This is a genomic window from Arthrobacter sp. 10N43 (assembly GCF_056394525.1).
In genome coordinates this window covers 215,213-231,147 of record NZ_JBFTIA010000002.1, presented here as the reverse complement: position 1 = coordinate 231,147, position 15,935 = coordinate 215,213, and the positions used below count along the sequence as shown (strand labels likewise).

Below are 15,935 nucleotides of genomic sequence, written 5' to 3'. Positions count from 1 at the left end.
CCGGACGTGGGAGACTATAGGAACGAGAAATGCCCCACGTCGCGGGATGGCACCACCAGCATTCGCGCCGATCCGTGGACCAGCCGACAGTAATGCCAACAGTAAGGACCCTGCGTGTCTCCCATGGCCCGCACCGCCCCGGTGCCCGCCGCAACAGATCCGGCCATCATCCGGAACTTCTGTATTATTGCGCACATTGACCACGGTAAATCCACACTGGCGGACCGGATGCTTCAGTTCACCGGCGTCGTCCAGTCCCGTGACATGAAGGCCCAGTACCTGGACCGCATGGACATTGAGCGCGAACGCGGCATCACCATCAAGTCCCAGGCCGTCCGCATGCCCTGGGAACTCGAGGGCACCAGCTACGCGCTGAACATGATCGACACCCCCGGCCACGTGGACTTCACCTACGAGGTCTCCCGCTCGCTCGCAGCTTGCGAAGGTGCGATCCTGCTGGTGGACGCAGCCCAGGGCATCGAGGCCCAGACCCTCGCCAACCTCTACCTGGCGATGGAAAACAACCTCACGATCATCCCGGTCCTGAACAAGATCGACCTCCCGGCAGCCCAGCCCGAAAAGTACGCGGCGGAACTCGCCAGCCTGATCGGCGGCGACCCCGAAGACGTCCTCCGCGTCTCCGGCAAGACCGGCATGGGCGTCGAGGTCCTGCTGGACAAGATCGTCCGCGACCTGCCTGCCCCCGTGGGAGACCCCAACGCCCCGGCCCGCGCCATGATCTTCGACTCGGTCTACGACACCTACCGCGGTGTGGTCACGTACGTCCGCGTAGTGGACGGCATGTTGCACCCGCGCGAACGCATCCAGATGATGTCCACCCGCGCCACCCACGAACTCCTCGAGATCGGCGTGAGCTCCCCGGAGCCCACGCCCTCCAAGGGCCTCGGCGTCGGCGAGGTCGGCTACCTCATCACCGGAGTGAAGGACGTCCGCCTGTCCAAGGTGGGCGACACCGTCACCAACCTTGCCAAGCCGGCCACCGAATCGCTCCCGGGCTATGCGGATGCCAAGCCGATGGTCTTCTCCGGCCTGTACCCGCTGGATGGCACGGATTACCCGGTGCTCCGCGATGCGCTGGAGAAACTGATGCTCAACGACGCCGCGCTGGTCTACGAGCCCGAAACGTCCGCGGCTCTGGGCTTCGGCTTCCGGGTGGGATTCCTGGGCCTGCTGCACCTGGAAATCACCCGCGAGCGGCTTGAACGCGAATACAACCTGGACCTGATTTCCACCGCCCCCAACGTCGAATACGAAGTGACGCTGGAGGACAAGAAGATCGTTCACGTCACGAACCCCAGCGAATACCCCACCGGCAAGATCGCCGAGGTCCGCGAGCCGATGGTGTCCGCCACGATCCTTGCGCCGAACGAGTTTGTCGGCGCCATTATGGAGCTGTGCCAGAGCCGCCGTGGCGTCATGGGCGGCATGGACTACCTCTCCGAGGACCGGGTGGAAATCCGGTACCGCCTGCCGCTGGCCGAAATCGTCTTCGATTTCTTCGACATCCTCAAGTCCAAGACACGCGGCTACGGATCGCTGGACTGGAAGGCCGACGGCGAGCAGGTGGCCGACCTGGTCAAGGTCGACATCATGCTCCAGGGCGAACAGGTCGATGCCTTCTCCGCCATCACCCACCGTGACAAGGCCTACGCCTACGGTGTGATGATGACCGGCAAGCTGCGCGAACTCATCCCGCGCCAGCAGTTCGAGGTGCCCATCCAGGCTGCCATCGGCTCCAGGATCATCGCCCGCGAAAGCATCCGTGCCATCCGCAAGGACGTCCTCGCCAAGTGCTACGGCGGTGACATCACCCGGAAGCGCAAGCTGCTGGAAAAGCAGAAGGAAGGCAAGAAGCGCATGAAGATGGTGGGCCGGGTCGAGGTCCCGCAGGAAGCCTTCATCGCAGCCCTCACCACGGACGAGTCCAAGGACAAGGCCAAGAAGTAACGGTGCTCGTCATGACAGTTGCTGCAGTGCCGGCAGGCCGGGCCCATGCCTAGCGTTCTTCCCCTCGGCGACCCTGCGCCGCCGGACGGGCTCCTGCCCGCCCAGGCGCGCCAGGGCGCCGACCAGCGCGCCTTCGGGCTGTACGTGCACATCCCCTTCTGCGCGGTCCGCTGCGGGTACTGCGACTTCAACACCTACACCGCCACCGAGCTGGGCGGCGGGGCGTCCCAGGACGCCTACGCCGCCACCGCGATCGCCGAGGTGGAATTCGCTGCCCGCGTCCTGAAGGAATCCGCACTGCCGGACCGCCCCCTCAGCACGGTGTTCTTTGGCGGCGGCACGCCCACGCTGCTCCCGGCCGGGGACCTGGCCCGCATCCTTTCCGCTGCCATCGACGCCTGGGGCCTGCAGCCCGGCGCCGAAGTGACCACCGAAGCGAATCCCGATTCCGTCACCCCCGAATCCCTGCAGCTGCTGGCCGACGCCGGGTTCACCCGGGTGTCCTTCGGCATGCAGTCGGCCGTGCCGCACGTGCTGAAGGTCCTGGACCGCACCCACACGCCCAGCCGCGTGCCCGAGGTGGTGCAGTGGGCACGGGATGCGGGCCTCGCGGTCAGCCTCGACCTCATCTACGGCACTCCCGGGGAGTCGCTGGAGGACTGGCGCTACTCGCTCGAGACCGCCCTCTCTTACGCGCCGGACCACATCAGCGCCTACGCGCTGATCGTTGAGGACGGTACCAAGCTCGCGGCCCAGATCCGCCGCGGCGAAGTGCCGCAAATCGACGACGACGATCACGCCGCGAAATACGAACTCGCCGACGAACTGATTTCCGCGGCCGGACTCGCCTGGTACGAGGTCAGCAACTGGGCCCGCACCCCCGAGCAGGCCTGCCGGCACAACCTGGCCTACTGGCGCGGCGACGACTGGTGGGGCATCGGACCAGGGGCGCACTCGCACGTCGGGGGAGTGCGGTGGTGGAACGTCAAGCACCCCACCGCCTACGCCAACCGCCTCGGCACAGGGGCCTCACCCGCCGCCGGACGCGAAACGCTGGACACCGAAACCCGCAACGTGGAACGCGTCATGCTGGAGGCCCGGCTGAACTCCGGACTCGACATCCCCAGCCTCGGCGGCCTGGGGGACACCGGACGTCACGCCGTCGCGGGGCTGATCGCCGACGGCCTCGTGGACCCCGCAGCCGCTTTCAAGGGCCGGCTCGTTCTCACCCTCAAGGGCCGCCTGCTGGCTGACGCCGTGGTCCGCAGGATCCTGCCGGACTGAATAGCCCGCTGAACTGAAACTGCCGGGCCGAATTGCCCGGACACAAAGGAGCCGGCCGCTACGCCCTGAGGGGCAGCGGCCGGCTCTTTTGTGTGAGGTTTTTGTTCGGAAAGGCCGGGCTACTTAATCCAGCGCAGGTTGAACTCGTAGCGGTGCGGCTGGCCGCGGTTGACGTGGATGCCGGCGGCCACCGAGAAGCAGGTCACGGCGATCCAGATCACTGTGGCGAGCACGGCAAAGAGATTGCCCACCACGGGAATGAAGACCAGCAGATTGGCGAGCACCGCGGCGATCGTCGGCGGCAGCGTGAAGTTCAGCGCTTCCTTGGATTCCTGCGCCGTGAACGGGCCGCGGTCTTTGAAGATGAGGTAGATCAGCAGCGACGGCACGCAGCCCAGGATGCCGCCGAAATGCGCGAGCGTGGCCCACTGGCGGTCCTCGCTGGCCGTCAACGGCAGCGCATTTGCCGGAACGCCATGGTACGGGGGCTGGCCATGGCCGGCCTGGTTGCCCGTGTGTTCGCGTGCGTTATCTGCCACGGTGAAGCCCTTCGGATTGCGGTGATGCGTTGCTGCCTGGGTTGTGCCTGGAATAGCCGGAGCCGCGCTGGGAGCGCGGCCGCCGATTCAAGAATACTTGCTCTGGCGCGGAAATGGAGATCAGGGAGCGTCAGAGCTTGCGCCGGCTAGGGCACAGTGAGGAAGTCGATGACCTCTTCGACGCGGCCCAGCAGGGACGGCTCCAGGTCCGCGTAGCTGCGGACCGCCCCCAGGAGTTTCTGCCAGCCGAGGCCGATGTCCTCCTTCGTCGAGTGCGGCCACCCGAAAGCCGTCAGGATACCTGTCTTCCAGTCGACGCCGCGGGGGATCACGGGCCACTGTTCAATCCCCAGCACCGCCGGCCGGATGGCCTGCCACACATCGACGTAGGGGTGGCCCACGATCAGCACGTTGCCTGCGGCGCCCGGTGAGGCCATGACGGCGTCGGCGATCCGCGACTCCTTGGAGTCGGCCACCAGGTGGTCAACGAGCACGCCCAGGCGGCGCCCCGGGCCGGGACCGAAGTCCGCCACGGCGGCCGCGAGATCATCAATGCCGTGCAGGGGTTCAACCACGATGCCCTCCACCCGGAGGTCATCACCCCAGACCTTCTCCACCAGCTCGGCGTCGTGCTTGCCTTCCACCCAGATGCGGCTGGCCTTGGCCACCTGGGCGCGTTGCCCGGCCACCCGGACCGAGCCCGACGCCGTGCGGCCGGCACCGGCGGCCGGCGCCGCTTTCCTGGGAGCCGGAGGCATCAGCCGGATCGGCTGCCCCTCCAACAGGAAGCCAAAGCCTAAACGGAAGGAGCGGGACTTGCCTCGACGGTCCTCCAGCGCCACCACGTGCATGCCGCCGGACTTCTCCACCCGGGTCACGGCACCCACCCAGCCGGACTGGACCTCCTCGAGGACCATCCCGCGTTCCACCGGGACCTCCGGCAACGCGGTCTTGGCGGGGGCGGACAGGTCCTGGGGTCCCCAGTTCTGGTACGACATCTCTACACGCTTACTTTGCACTCGGAATGTACGGCGGTCAGTGGAACTCTCCGTGGCCTGCACCGGACCACAGGGGCGCGGCGCAGGCGGAAGCGGCTACGGTCCCGGCGCCCGATGTGACGGGAAACGCGATCCCGCAGGCCACGCCTGGAGCGAATCCAATGCTAACAACGCGGCGAGTCATATTAGACTGGTTAGCACTTAGGCATGTCGAGTGCTAACACTTGTTCCGTTGCGGACCACGCGCACCAGTTCTGGACGCGGACCGTACAACGCGGGCGGCACCGACTGCGGGACAGTCGATTGGAGGTGGAGCGTGAGCGAACCGCGCAAACTCGAAGTGCTGCGCGCCATCGTGGAGGACTACGTCCATTCGCGTGAGCCCGTTGGTTCCAAAGCGCTCGTTGAACGCCACCATCTCGGCGTGTCCAGCGCCACGATCCGCAATGACATGGCGGCGCTGGAAGACGAAGGCCTGATCACTGCACCGCACACGAGCGCGGGCCGGATCCCCACCGACAAGGGCTACCGGCTCTTCGTCGACCAGATCTCAGCGGTGAAGCCGCTGTCCCCGGCCGAGCGCCGGGCCATCCAGGCGTTGCTGGAAGGATCCGAGGACCTCGACGACATCCTTGACCGGACCGTGCGGCTCCTGTCCCACCTGACCAACCAGGTCGCCGTCGTGCAGTATCCGCTGCTCAGCCGCGCCAGGGTGCGGCACATTGAGTTCGTGCTGCTGGCACCCCGCAAGGTGCTGATCGTCCTCATCGCGGACACCGGCAAGGTGGAGCAGCGCGTCATCGACGTCGGGCAGGACATTCCCGACGACGCCCTCGCCGACCTGCGTACAAGTTTCTTGACGAGCCTCTCCGGAACGCCGCTGAGCCTGCTGCCCCAGCTTCTGCCCACAGTGGTTGCCAGCGGCCCGCCGGCGCGCCGGGGAGCAGCCCAGGCCCTTGCCCGCGGCCTCGAGGCGCTGGCCACGAGCAGCCGCGAGGAGCGGATGGTCATGGCCGGCACGGCCAACCTCGCACGCTCCAACGTGGACTTCCCGCTGAGCATCGGCCCGGTCCTGGAGGCGCTCGAGGAGCAGGTGGTCATGCTCCGCCTGCTCAGCGAAATGGCCGAAGACCCACGCGGCGTGACCGTCAGCATCGGCCGGGAAAACCCCTACGACGGTCTGGCCGAGGCCTCCGTCGTGGCCACGGCCTACGGCCCGGACGCCACGGCCAAGGTCGGTGTCCTTGGACCCACCCGGATGGACTATCCCACCACCATGGCCGCCGTGCGCGCGGTGGCCCGCTACCTTTCGAGGATCCTGGGGCCCTGACCGGCCCGGACCCAGCACGACTTCTTGCCCCACCGGCAGTACGAAAAGGAAGAGATACACACTTTGAGCAGCCACTATGACGTTCTTGGAGTCTCCCGCGACGCAACGGGGGAGGAGATCAAGAAGGCCTACCGGAAACTGGCCCGGACCCTGCACCCCGACGTGAACCCGGGAGAAGACGCCTCAGACCGGTTCAAGGCCGTCACCCATGCCTATGAAGTCCTCTCCGATCCGCAGAAGCGCCGGGTCTATGACACCACCGGCAATGAGAACGGCACCGACAACGGCTTCGGGGGCGGCAGCTACTCGGGCCAGGGCTTCGCCTTCCAGGACATCTTCGAGACCTTCTTCGGCGCCGGTGGCGGCCAGGGCGGCCCGGCATCCCGGGTCCGCCGCGGCCAGGACGCGCTGATCAGCGTCCGGATCGACCTCCGCGACGCGGTGTTCGGCGTCAACAAGAAGCTCGAAGTCGACACGGCCGTGGTCTGCCCCACCTGCGACGGATCCTGCTGCCGCGAGGGTACCCACCCCGTGCGCTGCGACATCTGTGGCGGCAGCGGCCAGGTCCAGCGCGCCGTGCGCTCCATCCTCGGCCAGGTCATGACGTCGGCACCCTGCGGGTCCTGCGAGGGCTTCGGCACCGTCATCAAGGACCCCTGCAACGAATGCAGCGGCCAGGGCCGGATCCGCAGCCGCCGCTCGCTGACCGTGAAGGTCCCGGCTGGCGTCGGCACCGGCACGCGCATCCAGCTCTCCGGCCAGGGTGAGGCCGGGCCGGCCGGCGGCCCGTCCGGGGACCTGTACGTGGAGATCCGGGTCAACAACGACGCCACCTACGTCCGCGACGGCGACGATCTGCACGCGAGCCTCAACATCCCCATGACGGCCGCCGCCCTCGGCACGGAAATTTCCCTCGACACCTTCGATGGGCAGCAGGAGATCGACGTCAAGGCCGGTACACAGTCGGGCGAGATCATCACCCTGCGCGGCCTTGGTGTCACCCACCTGCGCGGCCATGGGCGCGGCGACCTGAAAGTCCACCTGCAGGTGGAAACGCCGGGCAAGCTGGACGCGGCCCAGGAGGACCTGCTCCGCCAGCTGGCAAAGCTGCGCGGCGAACACTTCACTGCGGGAAAGCTCGCGGCCAGCGGCGGCGTCTTCGCCAAACTCCGGGACCGGCTCGGTAACCTGTAGCGGTGAGTAACCCGGTCTTCTTCACCGCCCCAGGCACCCTGGACCAGCAGGTCCCCGGCTCCGCCTTCGTCCTTGACGGCCCTGAGGCCCGCCATGCTGTCACGGTCAAGCGGATCGCCGTCGGCGAGACCGTCGACATCGCCGACGGCGCCGGCAAGCGCCTGACCGGCACGGTGACCGCCGTCGCGCCGGCCGAGCTGACCGTCGAGTGCGTGGATGTCGCCGACGAGCCGCGGCCCGGGATCCAACTGGTGCTGGTCCAGGCCCTCGCCAAGGGCGACCGCGACGAGCTGGCAGCCGAAACGGCCACCGAGCTGGGCATCGACGCCGTCGTTCCCTGGCAGGCTGAGCGGTCCATTGTGCGGTGGAAGGCCGAACGGGCCGCGAAGGCGCACGCCAAGTGGCAGTCGGTGGTGACGGCGGCGGCCAAGCAGGCGCGCCGGGCCTGGATTCCCGAGGTCAGGGCGGCAGTCGACAGCACCGGGCTGCAAACTGCCGTTGCGGCCGCGGACCTGGCCGTCATTCTGCACGAAGACGCCGTCCGCCCCTTGCGGAACGTCCTCGAATCCTGGCTGGAAACCGCGCCGGCCGGCGACGCCGGATCCCGCGAAGTGCTGTTGATCGTGGGCCCGGAAGGCGGCATCAGTCCGCGGGAAGTGACCCGGTTGTGCGACGCCGGGGCCGTAACGGCCCTCCTAGGGAACCACGTGCTGCGCTCGTCCACCGCCGGGCCCGCCGCGACCGTGCTGGCCAACGACATCCTCGGCCGCTGGTAATCGGCCTGCCTGGATAGCCCAGCTGACCTGCCGCAGGCCGTGTCGCAGTGGCTGGTTGAGAGTGGCTGGTTGACCGCGAAGCCTATTTGAAGCCTATTTGACTTCGAAACCGCGAGTGTCCTGGAATACTTCCTTGGCGCTGTCCGACGAATCCACCTGGGACACGTGGACCTCGTAGCGGCCCGGGCCAAGGTTCACGGACAGGGTGAACAACCCGGACTGGATGGAATCCGCTGACGCCGTCGCGCTGCCGTTGAGGTAGGCGGTCTTGGCGTTATCGCCGTCGACCTTGAGGATCTGCCAGCGGAGTTTCCCGCCCTGCACGGTGCTCCGGCCGGTGATCTTGACAGAACCGTCGGCCACGGACGTGCCTTCCTGCGGATCAATGATCCACACGGGAGCCACCATCCCGGCGCTGCGGGACGTCGGCGCGCCCAGCCGGACGTGGTTGAAGGCGACGTAGTCCGTATGACCATCAACCAGCACAACCACCTGGACCTGCTGGCCGGAATCGATCAGGCCCGCGCTGGCCGCGGCAGCCGTCGCGGTGTAGACGAGCTGCTGGATGGCGCGCTCGGCCATGGCGGCATCCACGTTGCTGTTGAAGGCATCCGCGGAGACATCCACCGTGATGACGTTCTTGCCGGAGATCGACGTCGCCAGCTTTTTCGGGTTCTGCCACGGTGTAAAGAAGTCCGGGTCCAGGGGCTTCTGGGACATCATCACGCGCAGGGCTCGGGTGACAGGGTTGTCCTGGTCCGGGACATCACGGAACTCACGGTAAAGGAATGCGTTGTCATTGCTGCGGCCGATCCAATACACCGGAGCCTTGTTCGACGTCTGGGCCGTTTCGAGCGGCGCGCTCGTGGCGGGGACGCCTGAGGCCGGAACAGGAATGAGCTCCGAGGGGCTGCTGGAGTTCGTGATGCCGCTCTGCGGTGTGGCCACGCAGCCGGACAGGAGCAGGGCAGCGGGCAGCGCAAGCGCCAGTGCGGCGCGGCGGGCGCGCCCCATCGATAGCTGCTGAACTCCACGCTTCCTGATGCTTCTGTCCCTTTCCTCTAGCGCCCCGCTTGACGTGCCGGTCAGCGGCACGGCGCTCTTGGGGATAACCGAGTTCCAGCATGGCACACGGGCGCGGCCCGTCTGCCGGGTTTGGGCCACGGCGCCGGAACTGCAATGGGAACGATATGAGGCCGATACAAACTTGATACCTAATTGCTCCGGACCCGCCCGGCGCCCGCGGGTGGCCGGTCGGCATCGGGCGGGTCTGCGGCGGGCACTAGCCCCTTCCTGCGATGAGCTCCTTGATGGGCCCCTCGTGCAAAGCCAGGTAGACAGCGTCCCGGATCTGATTCGCCTCGGGATCCGTCATGGTCCGGGCGAGAGGCCGGAGCACCATCCGGATCAGCGCGTTGGCCTGTCCAGCGCCAATGCGCAGGCGTTCCCGCGCCGCTGGGGGAAGCTCGCCATACGGCGTCAGGGCCAGCAGTTCCACGCTTTCCAGATCTTCGGCTTGCCTGCCCAGTGCCGTTCGTACCCGGTCACCGAGGACTTCGGCATCCATTCCCGCGGGAACGACGACTGAAATGTCCCTGCGGATGGAGGGCATTTGGGAAACTGGTTTCCACCGCGACAGGTCCAGCATCTGCTGTTTGATTCTCTGGTCCGTAGACCTCAGCAGTCTGATGTCGGGGATGCCTTTGCGGAGCATCAGGGCCCGGTCCAGTCCCATCCCCAAAGCCAGTCCCGACCACTTCGCAGGATCCAGGCCGGCATCGGAGAACAAGCGAGGCGCCATGAGCCCGCATTCGGCGAGTTCGAGCCATTCCCCGTCCATGAGGACATCGACCTGCAGACCTTCCCTGGTGTAGGGGTGAACGGCCGGAACAGCCCGCCATCGCGCCTCAGGCAGCACCGCCTGCACCAGTGATCCGATCATGTCACGCAGGGTGTCCGCGTCGAGTCGGTTCCGCGCACTGATCCGCCACAGGTCGACCTGGTGCGGAGTTCCCACGTGCGTGCGGTCGATGGAATCACGTCGATAGACCAGGCCGGGGATCGCCCACAACTCGTCCATGGAATCGTCGTTGTCCAGTGCCCGCAGCAGCGACGGGATGGAAGCCGACGTGTGGCTGCGGAGCATGACCGTGGGGCTGACATAGCGGGAGTACCGTTGGTCCCGCGTCACGTCCGAGTCGGTGAACCCCAGACGGTCGTAGTTGTCGGCCACACTGACCAGGGGGCTGTGGCGGACGATTCGTTCTGGTACGCCCCACGAGCTGCGGAGCGCTTCGACGATGGCATCCAGCAGCGCCTGCATCGCATGGGGCTGATGGTCCGGATTTGAGAGGTCGCGGATGGTCAAAGCGTCATGGAGCTCTGACGGACTGAGATAAGTGGGCATTGAAGATCCTTAGATTCGGAGTTGAGTGGCGGGTTCCCCCGACTCAATCCGGCGCCAGGACCTAGGCGCGCGCCTCAGAGCCCTCGCGACCGGAGACCGGTCGGGGGCAAATAAATCGACGCATTGAGAGCATGCGGCGACTATACCGCACTGCGCCTCCACGGCGGGCTCCTCCGGACCGGATGGCCTGTATTAGTCGGCCCGGAGCGTCAGCGTGTCCGGTCCGCTTTTCCAGGTGAGTGTTCCGTCGGACGATGTCATCTCGATGGGGCCCCGCAGGAGATGCAAAACCCACGCTTCCTGGGTTCCGGCTTCTGCGGGACAGCCCATGGCGCCCGAGGCCATATTTCCCGCGACGAGCGTATTTTCCCTGATCGTTGCGGGACCACTTACCGGGTTACACGGAGTCTTGACGGCCAGTTGGAGTGATCCGGCCACAGTCGTAAGCCGTACGGTTACGGCGCCGGAGGCCACCCATGGAAGATCCTTGCCATGGGACGTGCCGGAAATGCTGACATACGAGGAGCACGACGCCGACGGCAGGAACCTCGCGCACACTTCCACGGGGGCCGTGGACGGTATTGGTGGATTAGACGGTATTGGTGGATTAACGGAAGCGGGCGGACGGGTAGGGCCAGCAGTCCCGGGACTCAGGGTGGTCCCGGCTGCGCAAGCCGTCATCAGAACGCCGGACAACAGGACCGAGAACGCGCATTTCCAGAACCGAATCCGCCGCATTGCGCTCCCTTGAAGGCCAACATTTATCGGAGCCTATCCTTGGGTGCTGACCATGTCACTACAAAAGCTCTTGCTGATGCCGGGACACCCGATGCGTGCCTGGCGCACCCAGCCAGAACGGATTTTTCTCCTGTGGTCAGGACTTAGTGACGGCGGCGAGTTTGACGTTGTCCCGTTGTCCTTCCCAGATGCCGGTCAATGTGAGTCGGCCGGCCGGTTGCCCTTCAAGATCCAGCCGGCGGATGACGACTAGCTGCAGGTCCGCGGTCTCGACTGCGGTGCCGTCGGCGGTGTCGCGTGGGGTAGCCGAGGAGACGTTGGGCACTGCGTTGAGTGTTGGCCCGGTGCTTTGCACGAAGACAGACTCGGCCAGGATTTCGAGTTTTCCCTTCACATCAAGGTATTGCTTGGCCTGGGGGTGGCCGAGCATGATGCTCGCTGCCAATGCCGTCACGTAGACGGGATCAGCGCAGGCATCATAAACCCATCGTTGGCCAAGAACCGAGTGCTGCATGGTTCCGACCAACCATGATTCAGCGCCGGCCAATGGCTGGGCCCTGTACGTGAGCGGCACTTGAAAGATGGATCCCGCCGCAGAGACGATAATCGTCTCGATGCCGACCTCGCCAGCAGGGTCGTCGAACCGGTAGGAGCCTACTTTGCTCAGCCCCGCGGCGCCGGGCTCCGGGAACCACGGCTGACTGGGCAGCCACTCTTCGAGGAGTTCGAGTTTCGTCGGCCGCAATTCTGCCTGGTGGATGATTGCCATGACTGCAAGCCTAGCTGCGGCCGCCCGAGCCGGATACGGCGCCGCTGGATCCGGGCTTGCCAGATCCAAACTTCTCTCCCACGCCCCGGATCTCCGTCCGGCGCGTCGACTAGGTTGAACCAATGATGATCGCAAAGCTGCACGACGCGGAGCCCGACATTGACACGGGCCAGGTGGGCCTTTTGGTCGCGGATCAGTTCCCCGAGTGGGCCGGGCTGCCGCTGGAGCCGGTGGCTTCCACCGGGACGGACAACGTCATGCTCGCTCTCGGTGACAGGCTCGTCGTACGGCTTCCCCGCACGGCAGACGCGGCGTCCTCGCTGTCCAAGGAGTGGAAATACCCGCGCATGCTCGGTCCCCAGTTGCCCGTCCCGGTACCAATTCCGCTGGCACAGGGCGTCTCGGGCCGGGGCTACCCGTGGCCGTGGACGGTGTCCGGCTGGCTGGAAGGGGAAAACCCTGCCCCGGGCCACGCGTACGGAACCGACCTCGCGCTTGATCTCGCACGCTTCATCCGCGTACTGCATGGCGCCGACGTCGGGACTGAAGCGACCAAGGAAGCGCTGTGGTCCTATCGCGGCGGCCGGCTGGCCGCCAGGGACGCGGCGACGCGCGCCGCGATCGCGAGCTGCGCGGGACTCTTGGACGTCCCGCTCCTTTCAGCGGCATGGGACGCGGCTCGGCAGGTGGTGGAGGGCGCCGGGGAGCAGACCTGGATTCACACGGACCTGCAGCCCGGCAACCTTCTGATTGCCGAGGCACGGCTCGCCGGTGTCATCGATTGGGGTGGCATCGCCATTGGCGATCCGGCCGTGGACCTGATCGTCGCCTGGAACCTGCTGGAGGATAAGGGGCGCGCCGCGTTTCGCGATGCAGTAGGCGTTGACCAGGCAACGTGGGAACGCGGCCGGGCCTGGGCCCTGTCGATTGGAATCATCGCCTATCCCTACTATGTCCACACCAACCCGGCCCTTGCACGGGTTTCCAGGTATCAAATCGAGCAGGTCGTTGCCGACATCTCGCGGACGGTGTGAGGCTGGGCTTGCCGTTCGCCAATTCCCTATTGGAGGGAGGCGGTCAGGCGATAAAGGTTGTCGAATACTTTTTGGGCTATGGGCCGACGGAGCCAGTCCTCGAGCTGCAGCTCACGGCTTTCCATGCGGTACCCGTCTTCGATCCCCCGAATTGCGTCCACAAAACCGCGCCCGTGCACAAGTACGGATACCTCCATGTTGAGGCTGAAGGAACGGACATCCATGTTGCTGGAGCCAATCACCGCGACTTCCTCATCGATGGTGAAGTGCTTCGAGTGCAGCACTTTGGGCGACCGGTAGAGGTAGATCCTGACGCCGGCGCGGAGCAGTGCCTCGTAGTATGAACGCTGCGCGTGGTAGACCATGCTCTGGTCTCCGACCTCGGAAACAAAGAGCTCGACGCTTAGCCCCCGCGCCGCTGCCGTGACGATAGCCATCAGGATGGATTCGTCCGGGACAAAGTATGGACTCGTGATGCTGACACGCCGCTCAGCTTTGTGGATGAGTGTCGCGTAGAGCTTCAAATTGTTGTCGTTGTCGAAGCTGGGACCGCTGGGCAGGACTTGCGCGTCAATGAGCACAGAACTGTGGCTGACGCCTATGGGGTTTGAATCCAGTGGCAGTATCACATCCGTTTCGCTGTACCAGTCCGTCGCGAAGACCGCATCCAGTTCCCGGACCACAGGTCCCTCAACGCGCATCATCAGCTCGTGCCACTGGAGCCCGCGCTTCAGGTTGGCCTTCGTGTCGTAGCTCGCGTCGATGACGTTCTGGGATCCAGTGAATCCCACGCGGCCATCGACGACCAGGATCTTCCGGTGATTGCGCAGGTCCGGCCTCTGCCATTCGCCGCGCCACGGCCGCACCGGCAGCATGGGGCGATATTCCGCCCCTATCTCCTGGAGGAAGTCCAGGGTTTCTTTCCGGCCGGGGAACTTCAGGCCAGCCAGATGATCTGACAGAACCCGGACGTCGATGCCGCGTAGTCTTGCCCGGGACAACGATTGAAAGAACGGCGCTGTGGTTGCGTCCAACACCAGGATGTAAAACTCCACGTGCACGTACTGGGTGGCCGAATCAATCTCAGCGATCATGGCATCGAAAGCGCCGTTGTAGTCGCCCAATAGGGTCGCACTATTGTCCGCGACCATAGGGAGCGCACCAAGGTTGCTGTTCAACACCACCGCAGAATGCAGCCAATCCGGCCAGTCAAGGCCGCGGCTGACCAGCGGGCTGCCTTCAGTCCGCGCCAGGACAAGATTGTTGATTTCGCGCTGTTTGTCGCGACGGGCCTTGGGCAGTTTCGAGTAACCGACAAAGAAAAAAGCGACGGCACCAAGGACTGGGATGAAAATTATGGCGAGCACCCAGGCAATAGCGGAGGATGGACGGCGATTCATCGACACGAGGACAGTTGCGACGGTCACGAGGACTATATGGATCGCCAGGAGGAGTAAGGCCAACGTTTCCGGGTCCTGAAAGAATCCGCGCACTGCTTCCTAGCCGTTCTTCAATGCTGCGAACGCCATCAGACCAGCACCCGGCTCTTGGTTCTTTCCTCAGGTAAGAATAGGGATGCTGTGCAGAACCAGCAGAAAGTGTCCCAAAAGTTTTCCCAGAAACCCATTTGTCTTTCCTGCTCTCAAAAATGCGTTCTCGTTTCCGGGACGCTCTGTCCCTCAGCCCTGTCCGTGGAGGGTATGACTTATTGTTGGCGTCAAGTCCGGGGTGGGCCTCACCCGGTGCGGGTGAAATCCCGGAAATCTGGGCATGCGGGCCAAAGGAGCCCAGAGTTGCCCTCCGCTAGAGTCGGACCATGAAACGGGCTGTGATCCTTGGAGGTACCGGTGTCCTCGGGCGCGCCATCGCGTGGCGGCTGATCAGAGCCGGCTGGGTCGTGGAGATCACAGGCCGGGACCGCAGAAAAATGCCGGTTGAACTGACGGAAGCCGGGGCACGGTTCATCGTCGCCGAACGTCGTGACGACGCAGCCCTGGCTCGTGTAGTCGGCCGCGGTGCGGATCTGCTCGTGGACGCCGTGTGCTACACGGAGGCCGACGCGCGGCACCGGGAACCGACGATCTGTTCTTCGAGCACTACATCGACTACGCCCCGGAGGAGCAGTTCACCGCCAATCGTCCCCTACGGACACGATAACGCGCACTACGAGGGCAAACATGGTTTGTCGACGAGGATGGCAGCCTGCGGGTGCTTCTCTATCGTTCGGGGTGTGCGCACAAGCTGTGCGCGCATCTCAAATCCTTGCTCCGTGAACCGGAGCGCCACGTCGTCGGGGGCATGCAGTTCCGCGCGCAGTTGGATGGCGTGGCCGTAGGCGCGGTCAATAATGCGGTGGCCGCTGCCGGCGTGGAAGGCGATGAGCGCCGAGCCGCCCGGGCGGAGCACCCTCCAGAACTCCCGCGCGATCGCCGACAGGGTTGCCGGGGGAGAGTGGATGATCGAATACCAGGCGAGGATGCCGTCCGCTGACGTGTCGGCTGCCGGCAGGGCGGTCAGCTCTCCCACTTCGAAGCGCAGTTCGGGATGGAGCCGTTGTGAGACCCTGACCATTTCGGGCGACAGGTCGATGCCGCTGACGTTCAGTCCGGAGTGGCTCAGGTAGCTGCTCATTCGTCCGGCACCGCATCCGACGTCGATCACCAGCCGGTCCGCCGTGGCGCGCATGTGTGCTGCGAAGTGGTCCACCATGGCCAGATCCAGGGGCGCCTCGAAGCTGGTATCCGGCAGCGCCGTCGAATAAGCCTCGGCAACCGTGTCATACGCGGATCTGACGTCTAGCAGGGTCTCGTGATTTGCCATTGATCGAGCCTACCGGCCAAGGCTGGCGAATTCCTCTTGCCGCTGCAGCCGCCCACGAGAGCCGGTGAGGGAGCTGGG

At 65.4% G+C, this 15,935-nt stretch carries 14 protein-coding genes and 1 pseudogene; 7 read left to right on the top strand and 8 right to left on the bottom strand.

The window, feature by feature from the left end; genetic code table 11:
- Positions 1 to 114: 114 nt before the first annotated feature.
- On the top strand, positions 115 to 1,968 hold the full coding sequence (lepA, locus tag AC1DDO_RS03705) for a translation elongation factor 4 (protein WP_476867573.1): 1,854 nt from the start codon (positions 115 to 117) through the stop codon (positions 1,966 to 1,968).
- Between the two features lie 45 nt (positions 1,969 to 2,013).
- Positions 2,014 to 3,252: a radical SAM family heme chaperone HemW gene (hemW, locus tag AC1DDO_RS03700; RefSeq protein WP_476971450.1), complete on the top strand. Its 1,239-nt coding sequence runs from the start codon at positions 2,014 to 2,016 to the stop codon at positions 3,250 to 3,252.
- Positions 3,253 to 3,371: 119 nt separating this feature from the next.
- Here hemW and AC1DDO_RS03695 read toward each other — a convergent pair whose 3' ends face one another.
- Entirely contained in the window at positions 3,372 to 3,791 is a 420-nt protein-coding gene (locus tag AC1DDO_RS03695; RefSeq protein ID WP_018773108.1) for a DUF4870 domain-containing protein, read from the bottom strand.
- A gap of 146 nt (positions 3,792 to 3,937) precedes the next feature.
- On the bottom strand, positions 3,938 to 4,789 hold the full coding sequence (locus AC1DDO_RS03690; protein ID WP_441408988.1) for a DUF3097 domain-containing protein: 852 nt from the start codon (positions 4,787 to 4,789) through the stop codon (positions 3,938 to 3,940).
- Between the two features lie 316 nt (positions 4,790 to 5,105).
- Between AC1DDO_RS03690 and hrcA the strand changes: the two genes are divergently transcribed.
- The 3 genes from hrcA to AC1DDO_RS03675 all read left to right on the top strand — a co-directional run bounded on the left by hrcA (position 5,106) and on the right by AC1DDO_RS03675 (position 8,089).
- Positions 5,106 to 6,119, top strand: a complete 1,014-nt coding sequence (hrcA, locus tag AC1DDO_RS03685; protein ID WP_476867575.1) for a heat-inducible transcriptional repressor HrcA — start codon at positions 5,106 to 5,108, stop codon at positions 6,117 to 6,119.
- 63 nt (positions 6,120 to 6,182) lie between these two features.
- Positions 6,183 to 7,313: a molecular chaperone DnaJ gene (gene dnaJ, locus AC1DDO_RS03680; protein WP_441408986.1), complete on the top strand. Its 1,131-nt coding sequence runs from the start codon at positions 6,183 to 6,185 to the stop codon at positions 7,311 to 7,313.
- A gap of 2 nt (positions 7,314 to 7,315) precedes the next feature.
- Positions 7,316 to 8,089: a 16S rRNA (uracil(1498)-N(3))-methyltransferase gene (locus tag AC1DDO_RS03675; RefSeq protein ID WP_476867576.1), complete on the top strand. Its 774-nt coding sequence runs from the start codon at positions 7,316 to 7,318 to the stop codon at positions 8,087 to 8,089.
- Positions 8,090 to 8,182: 93 nt separating this feature from the next.
- On the opposite strand, the gene AC1DDO_RS03670 is transcribed toward AC1DDO_RS03675, so the two are convergent.
- The 4 genes from AC1DDO_RS03670 to AC1DDO_RS03655 form a co-directional block, all read right to left on the bottom strand.
- The gene (locus tag AC1DDO_RS03670; RefSeq protein WP_476867577.1) at positions 8,183 to 9,103 is read right to left on the bottom strand and encodes a GerMN domain-containing protein; all 921 of its coding nucleotides are present in this window, start codon (positions 9,101 to 9,103) and stop codon (positions 8,183 to 8,185) included.
- A gap of 268 nt (positions 9,104 to 9,371) precedes the next feature.
- Positions 9,372 to 10,496 carry a PheS-related mystery ligase SrmL gene (gene srmL, locus AC1DDO_RS03665; protein ID WP_476867578.1) on the bottom strand — a complete coding sequence of 375 codons (1,125 nt, stop codon included), beginning with the start codon at positions 10,494 to 10,496 and terminating at the stop codon, positions 9,372 to 9,374.
- Between the two features lie 192 nt (positions 10,497 to 10,688).
- Positions 10,689 to 11,177, bottom strand: a complete 489-nt coding sequence (locus AC1DDO_RS03660; protein WP_476971449.1) for an META domain-containing protein — start codon at positions 11,175 to 11,177, stop codon at positions 10,689 to 10,691.
- 193 nt (positions 11,178 to 11,370) lie between these two features.
- Entirely contained in the window at positions 11,371 to 12,003 is a 633-nt protein-coding gene (locus tag AC1DDO_RS03655; RefSeq protein WP_476867580.1) for a CG0192-related protein, read from the bottom strand.
- 122 nt (positions 12,004 to 12,125) lie between these two features.
- On the opposite strand from AC1DDO_RS03655, the gene AC1DDO_RS03650 reads away from it, so the two are divergent.
- Complete coding sequence (locus tag AC1DDO_RS03650; RefSeq protein WP_476867581.1) at positions 12,126 to 13,037, top strand: aminoglycoside phosphotransferase family protein; 912 nt, start codon at positions 12,126 to 12,128, stop codon at positions 13,035 to 13,037.
- Positions 13,038 to 13,063: 26 nt separating this feature from the next.
- Here the strand turns inward: AC1DDO_RS03650 and cls are convergent, their stop codons facing one another.
- Positions 13,064 to 14,530, bottom strand: coding sequence for a cardiolipin synthase (cls, locus tag AC1DDO_RS03645; protein ID WP_476867582.1), 1,467 nt, complete (start codon positions 14,528 to 14,530; stop codon positions 13,064 to 13,066).
- 323 nt (positions 14,531 to 14,853) lie between these two features.
- On the opposite strand from cls, the pseudogene AC1DDO_RS03640 reads away from it, so the two are divergent.
- Positions 14,854 to 15,096 (top strand): annotated as a pseudogene (locus AC1DDO_RS03640) (NAD-dependent epimerase/dehydratase family protein); the annotation flags it as partial.
- 104 nt (positions 15,097 to 15,200) lie between these two features.
- Here the strand turns inward: AC1DDO_RS03640 and AC1DDO_RS03635 are convergent.
- On the bottom strand, positions 15,201 to 15,857 hold the full coding sequence (locus AC1DDO_RS03635; protein WP_476971448.1) for a class I SAM-dependent methyltransferase: 657 nt from the start codon (positions 15,855 to 15,857) through the stop codon (positions 15,201 to 15,203).
- Positions 15,858 to 15,935 lie beyond the last annotated feature (78 nt).

Coding starts and splice junctions, on each gene's coding strand:
- hemW (WP_476971450.1), top strand. CDS start 2,014: ATGCCTAGCGTTCTTCCCCTCGGCGACCCTGCGCCGCCGGACGGGCTC.
- AC1DDO_RS03690 (WP_441408988.1), bottom strand. CDS start 4,789: ATGTCGTACCAGAACTGGGGACCCCAGGACCTGTCCGCCCCCGCCAAG.
- AC1DDO_RS03670 (WP_476867577.1), bottom strand. CDS start 9,103: ATGGGGCGCGCCCGCCGCGCCGCACTGGCGCTTGCGCTGCCCGCTGCC.
- srmL (WP_476867578.1), bottom strand. CDS start 10,496: ATGCCCACTTATCTCAGTCCGTCAGAGCTCCATGACGCTTTGACCATC.
- AC1DDO_RS03660 (WP_476971449.1), bottom strand. CDS start 11,177: ATGACGGCTTGCGCAGCCGGGACCACCCTGAGTCCCGGGACTGCTGGC.
- AC1DDO_RS03655 (WP_476867580.1), bottom strand. CDS start 12,003: ATGGCAATCATCCACCAGGCAGAATTGCGGCCGACGAAACTCGAACTC.
- AC1DDO_RS03650 (WP_476867581.1), top strand. CDS start 12,126: ATGATGATCGCAAAGCTGCACGACGCGGAGCCCGACATTGACACGGGC.
- AC1DDO_RS03635 (WP_476971448.1), bottom strand. CDS start 15,857: ATGGCAAATCACGAGACCCTGCTAGACGTCAGATCCGCGTATGACACG.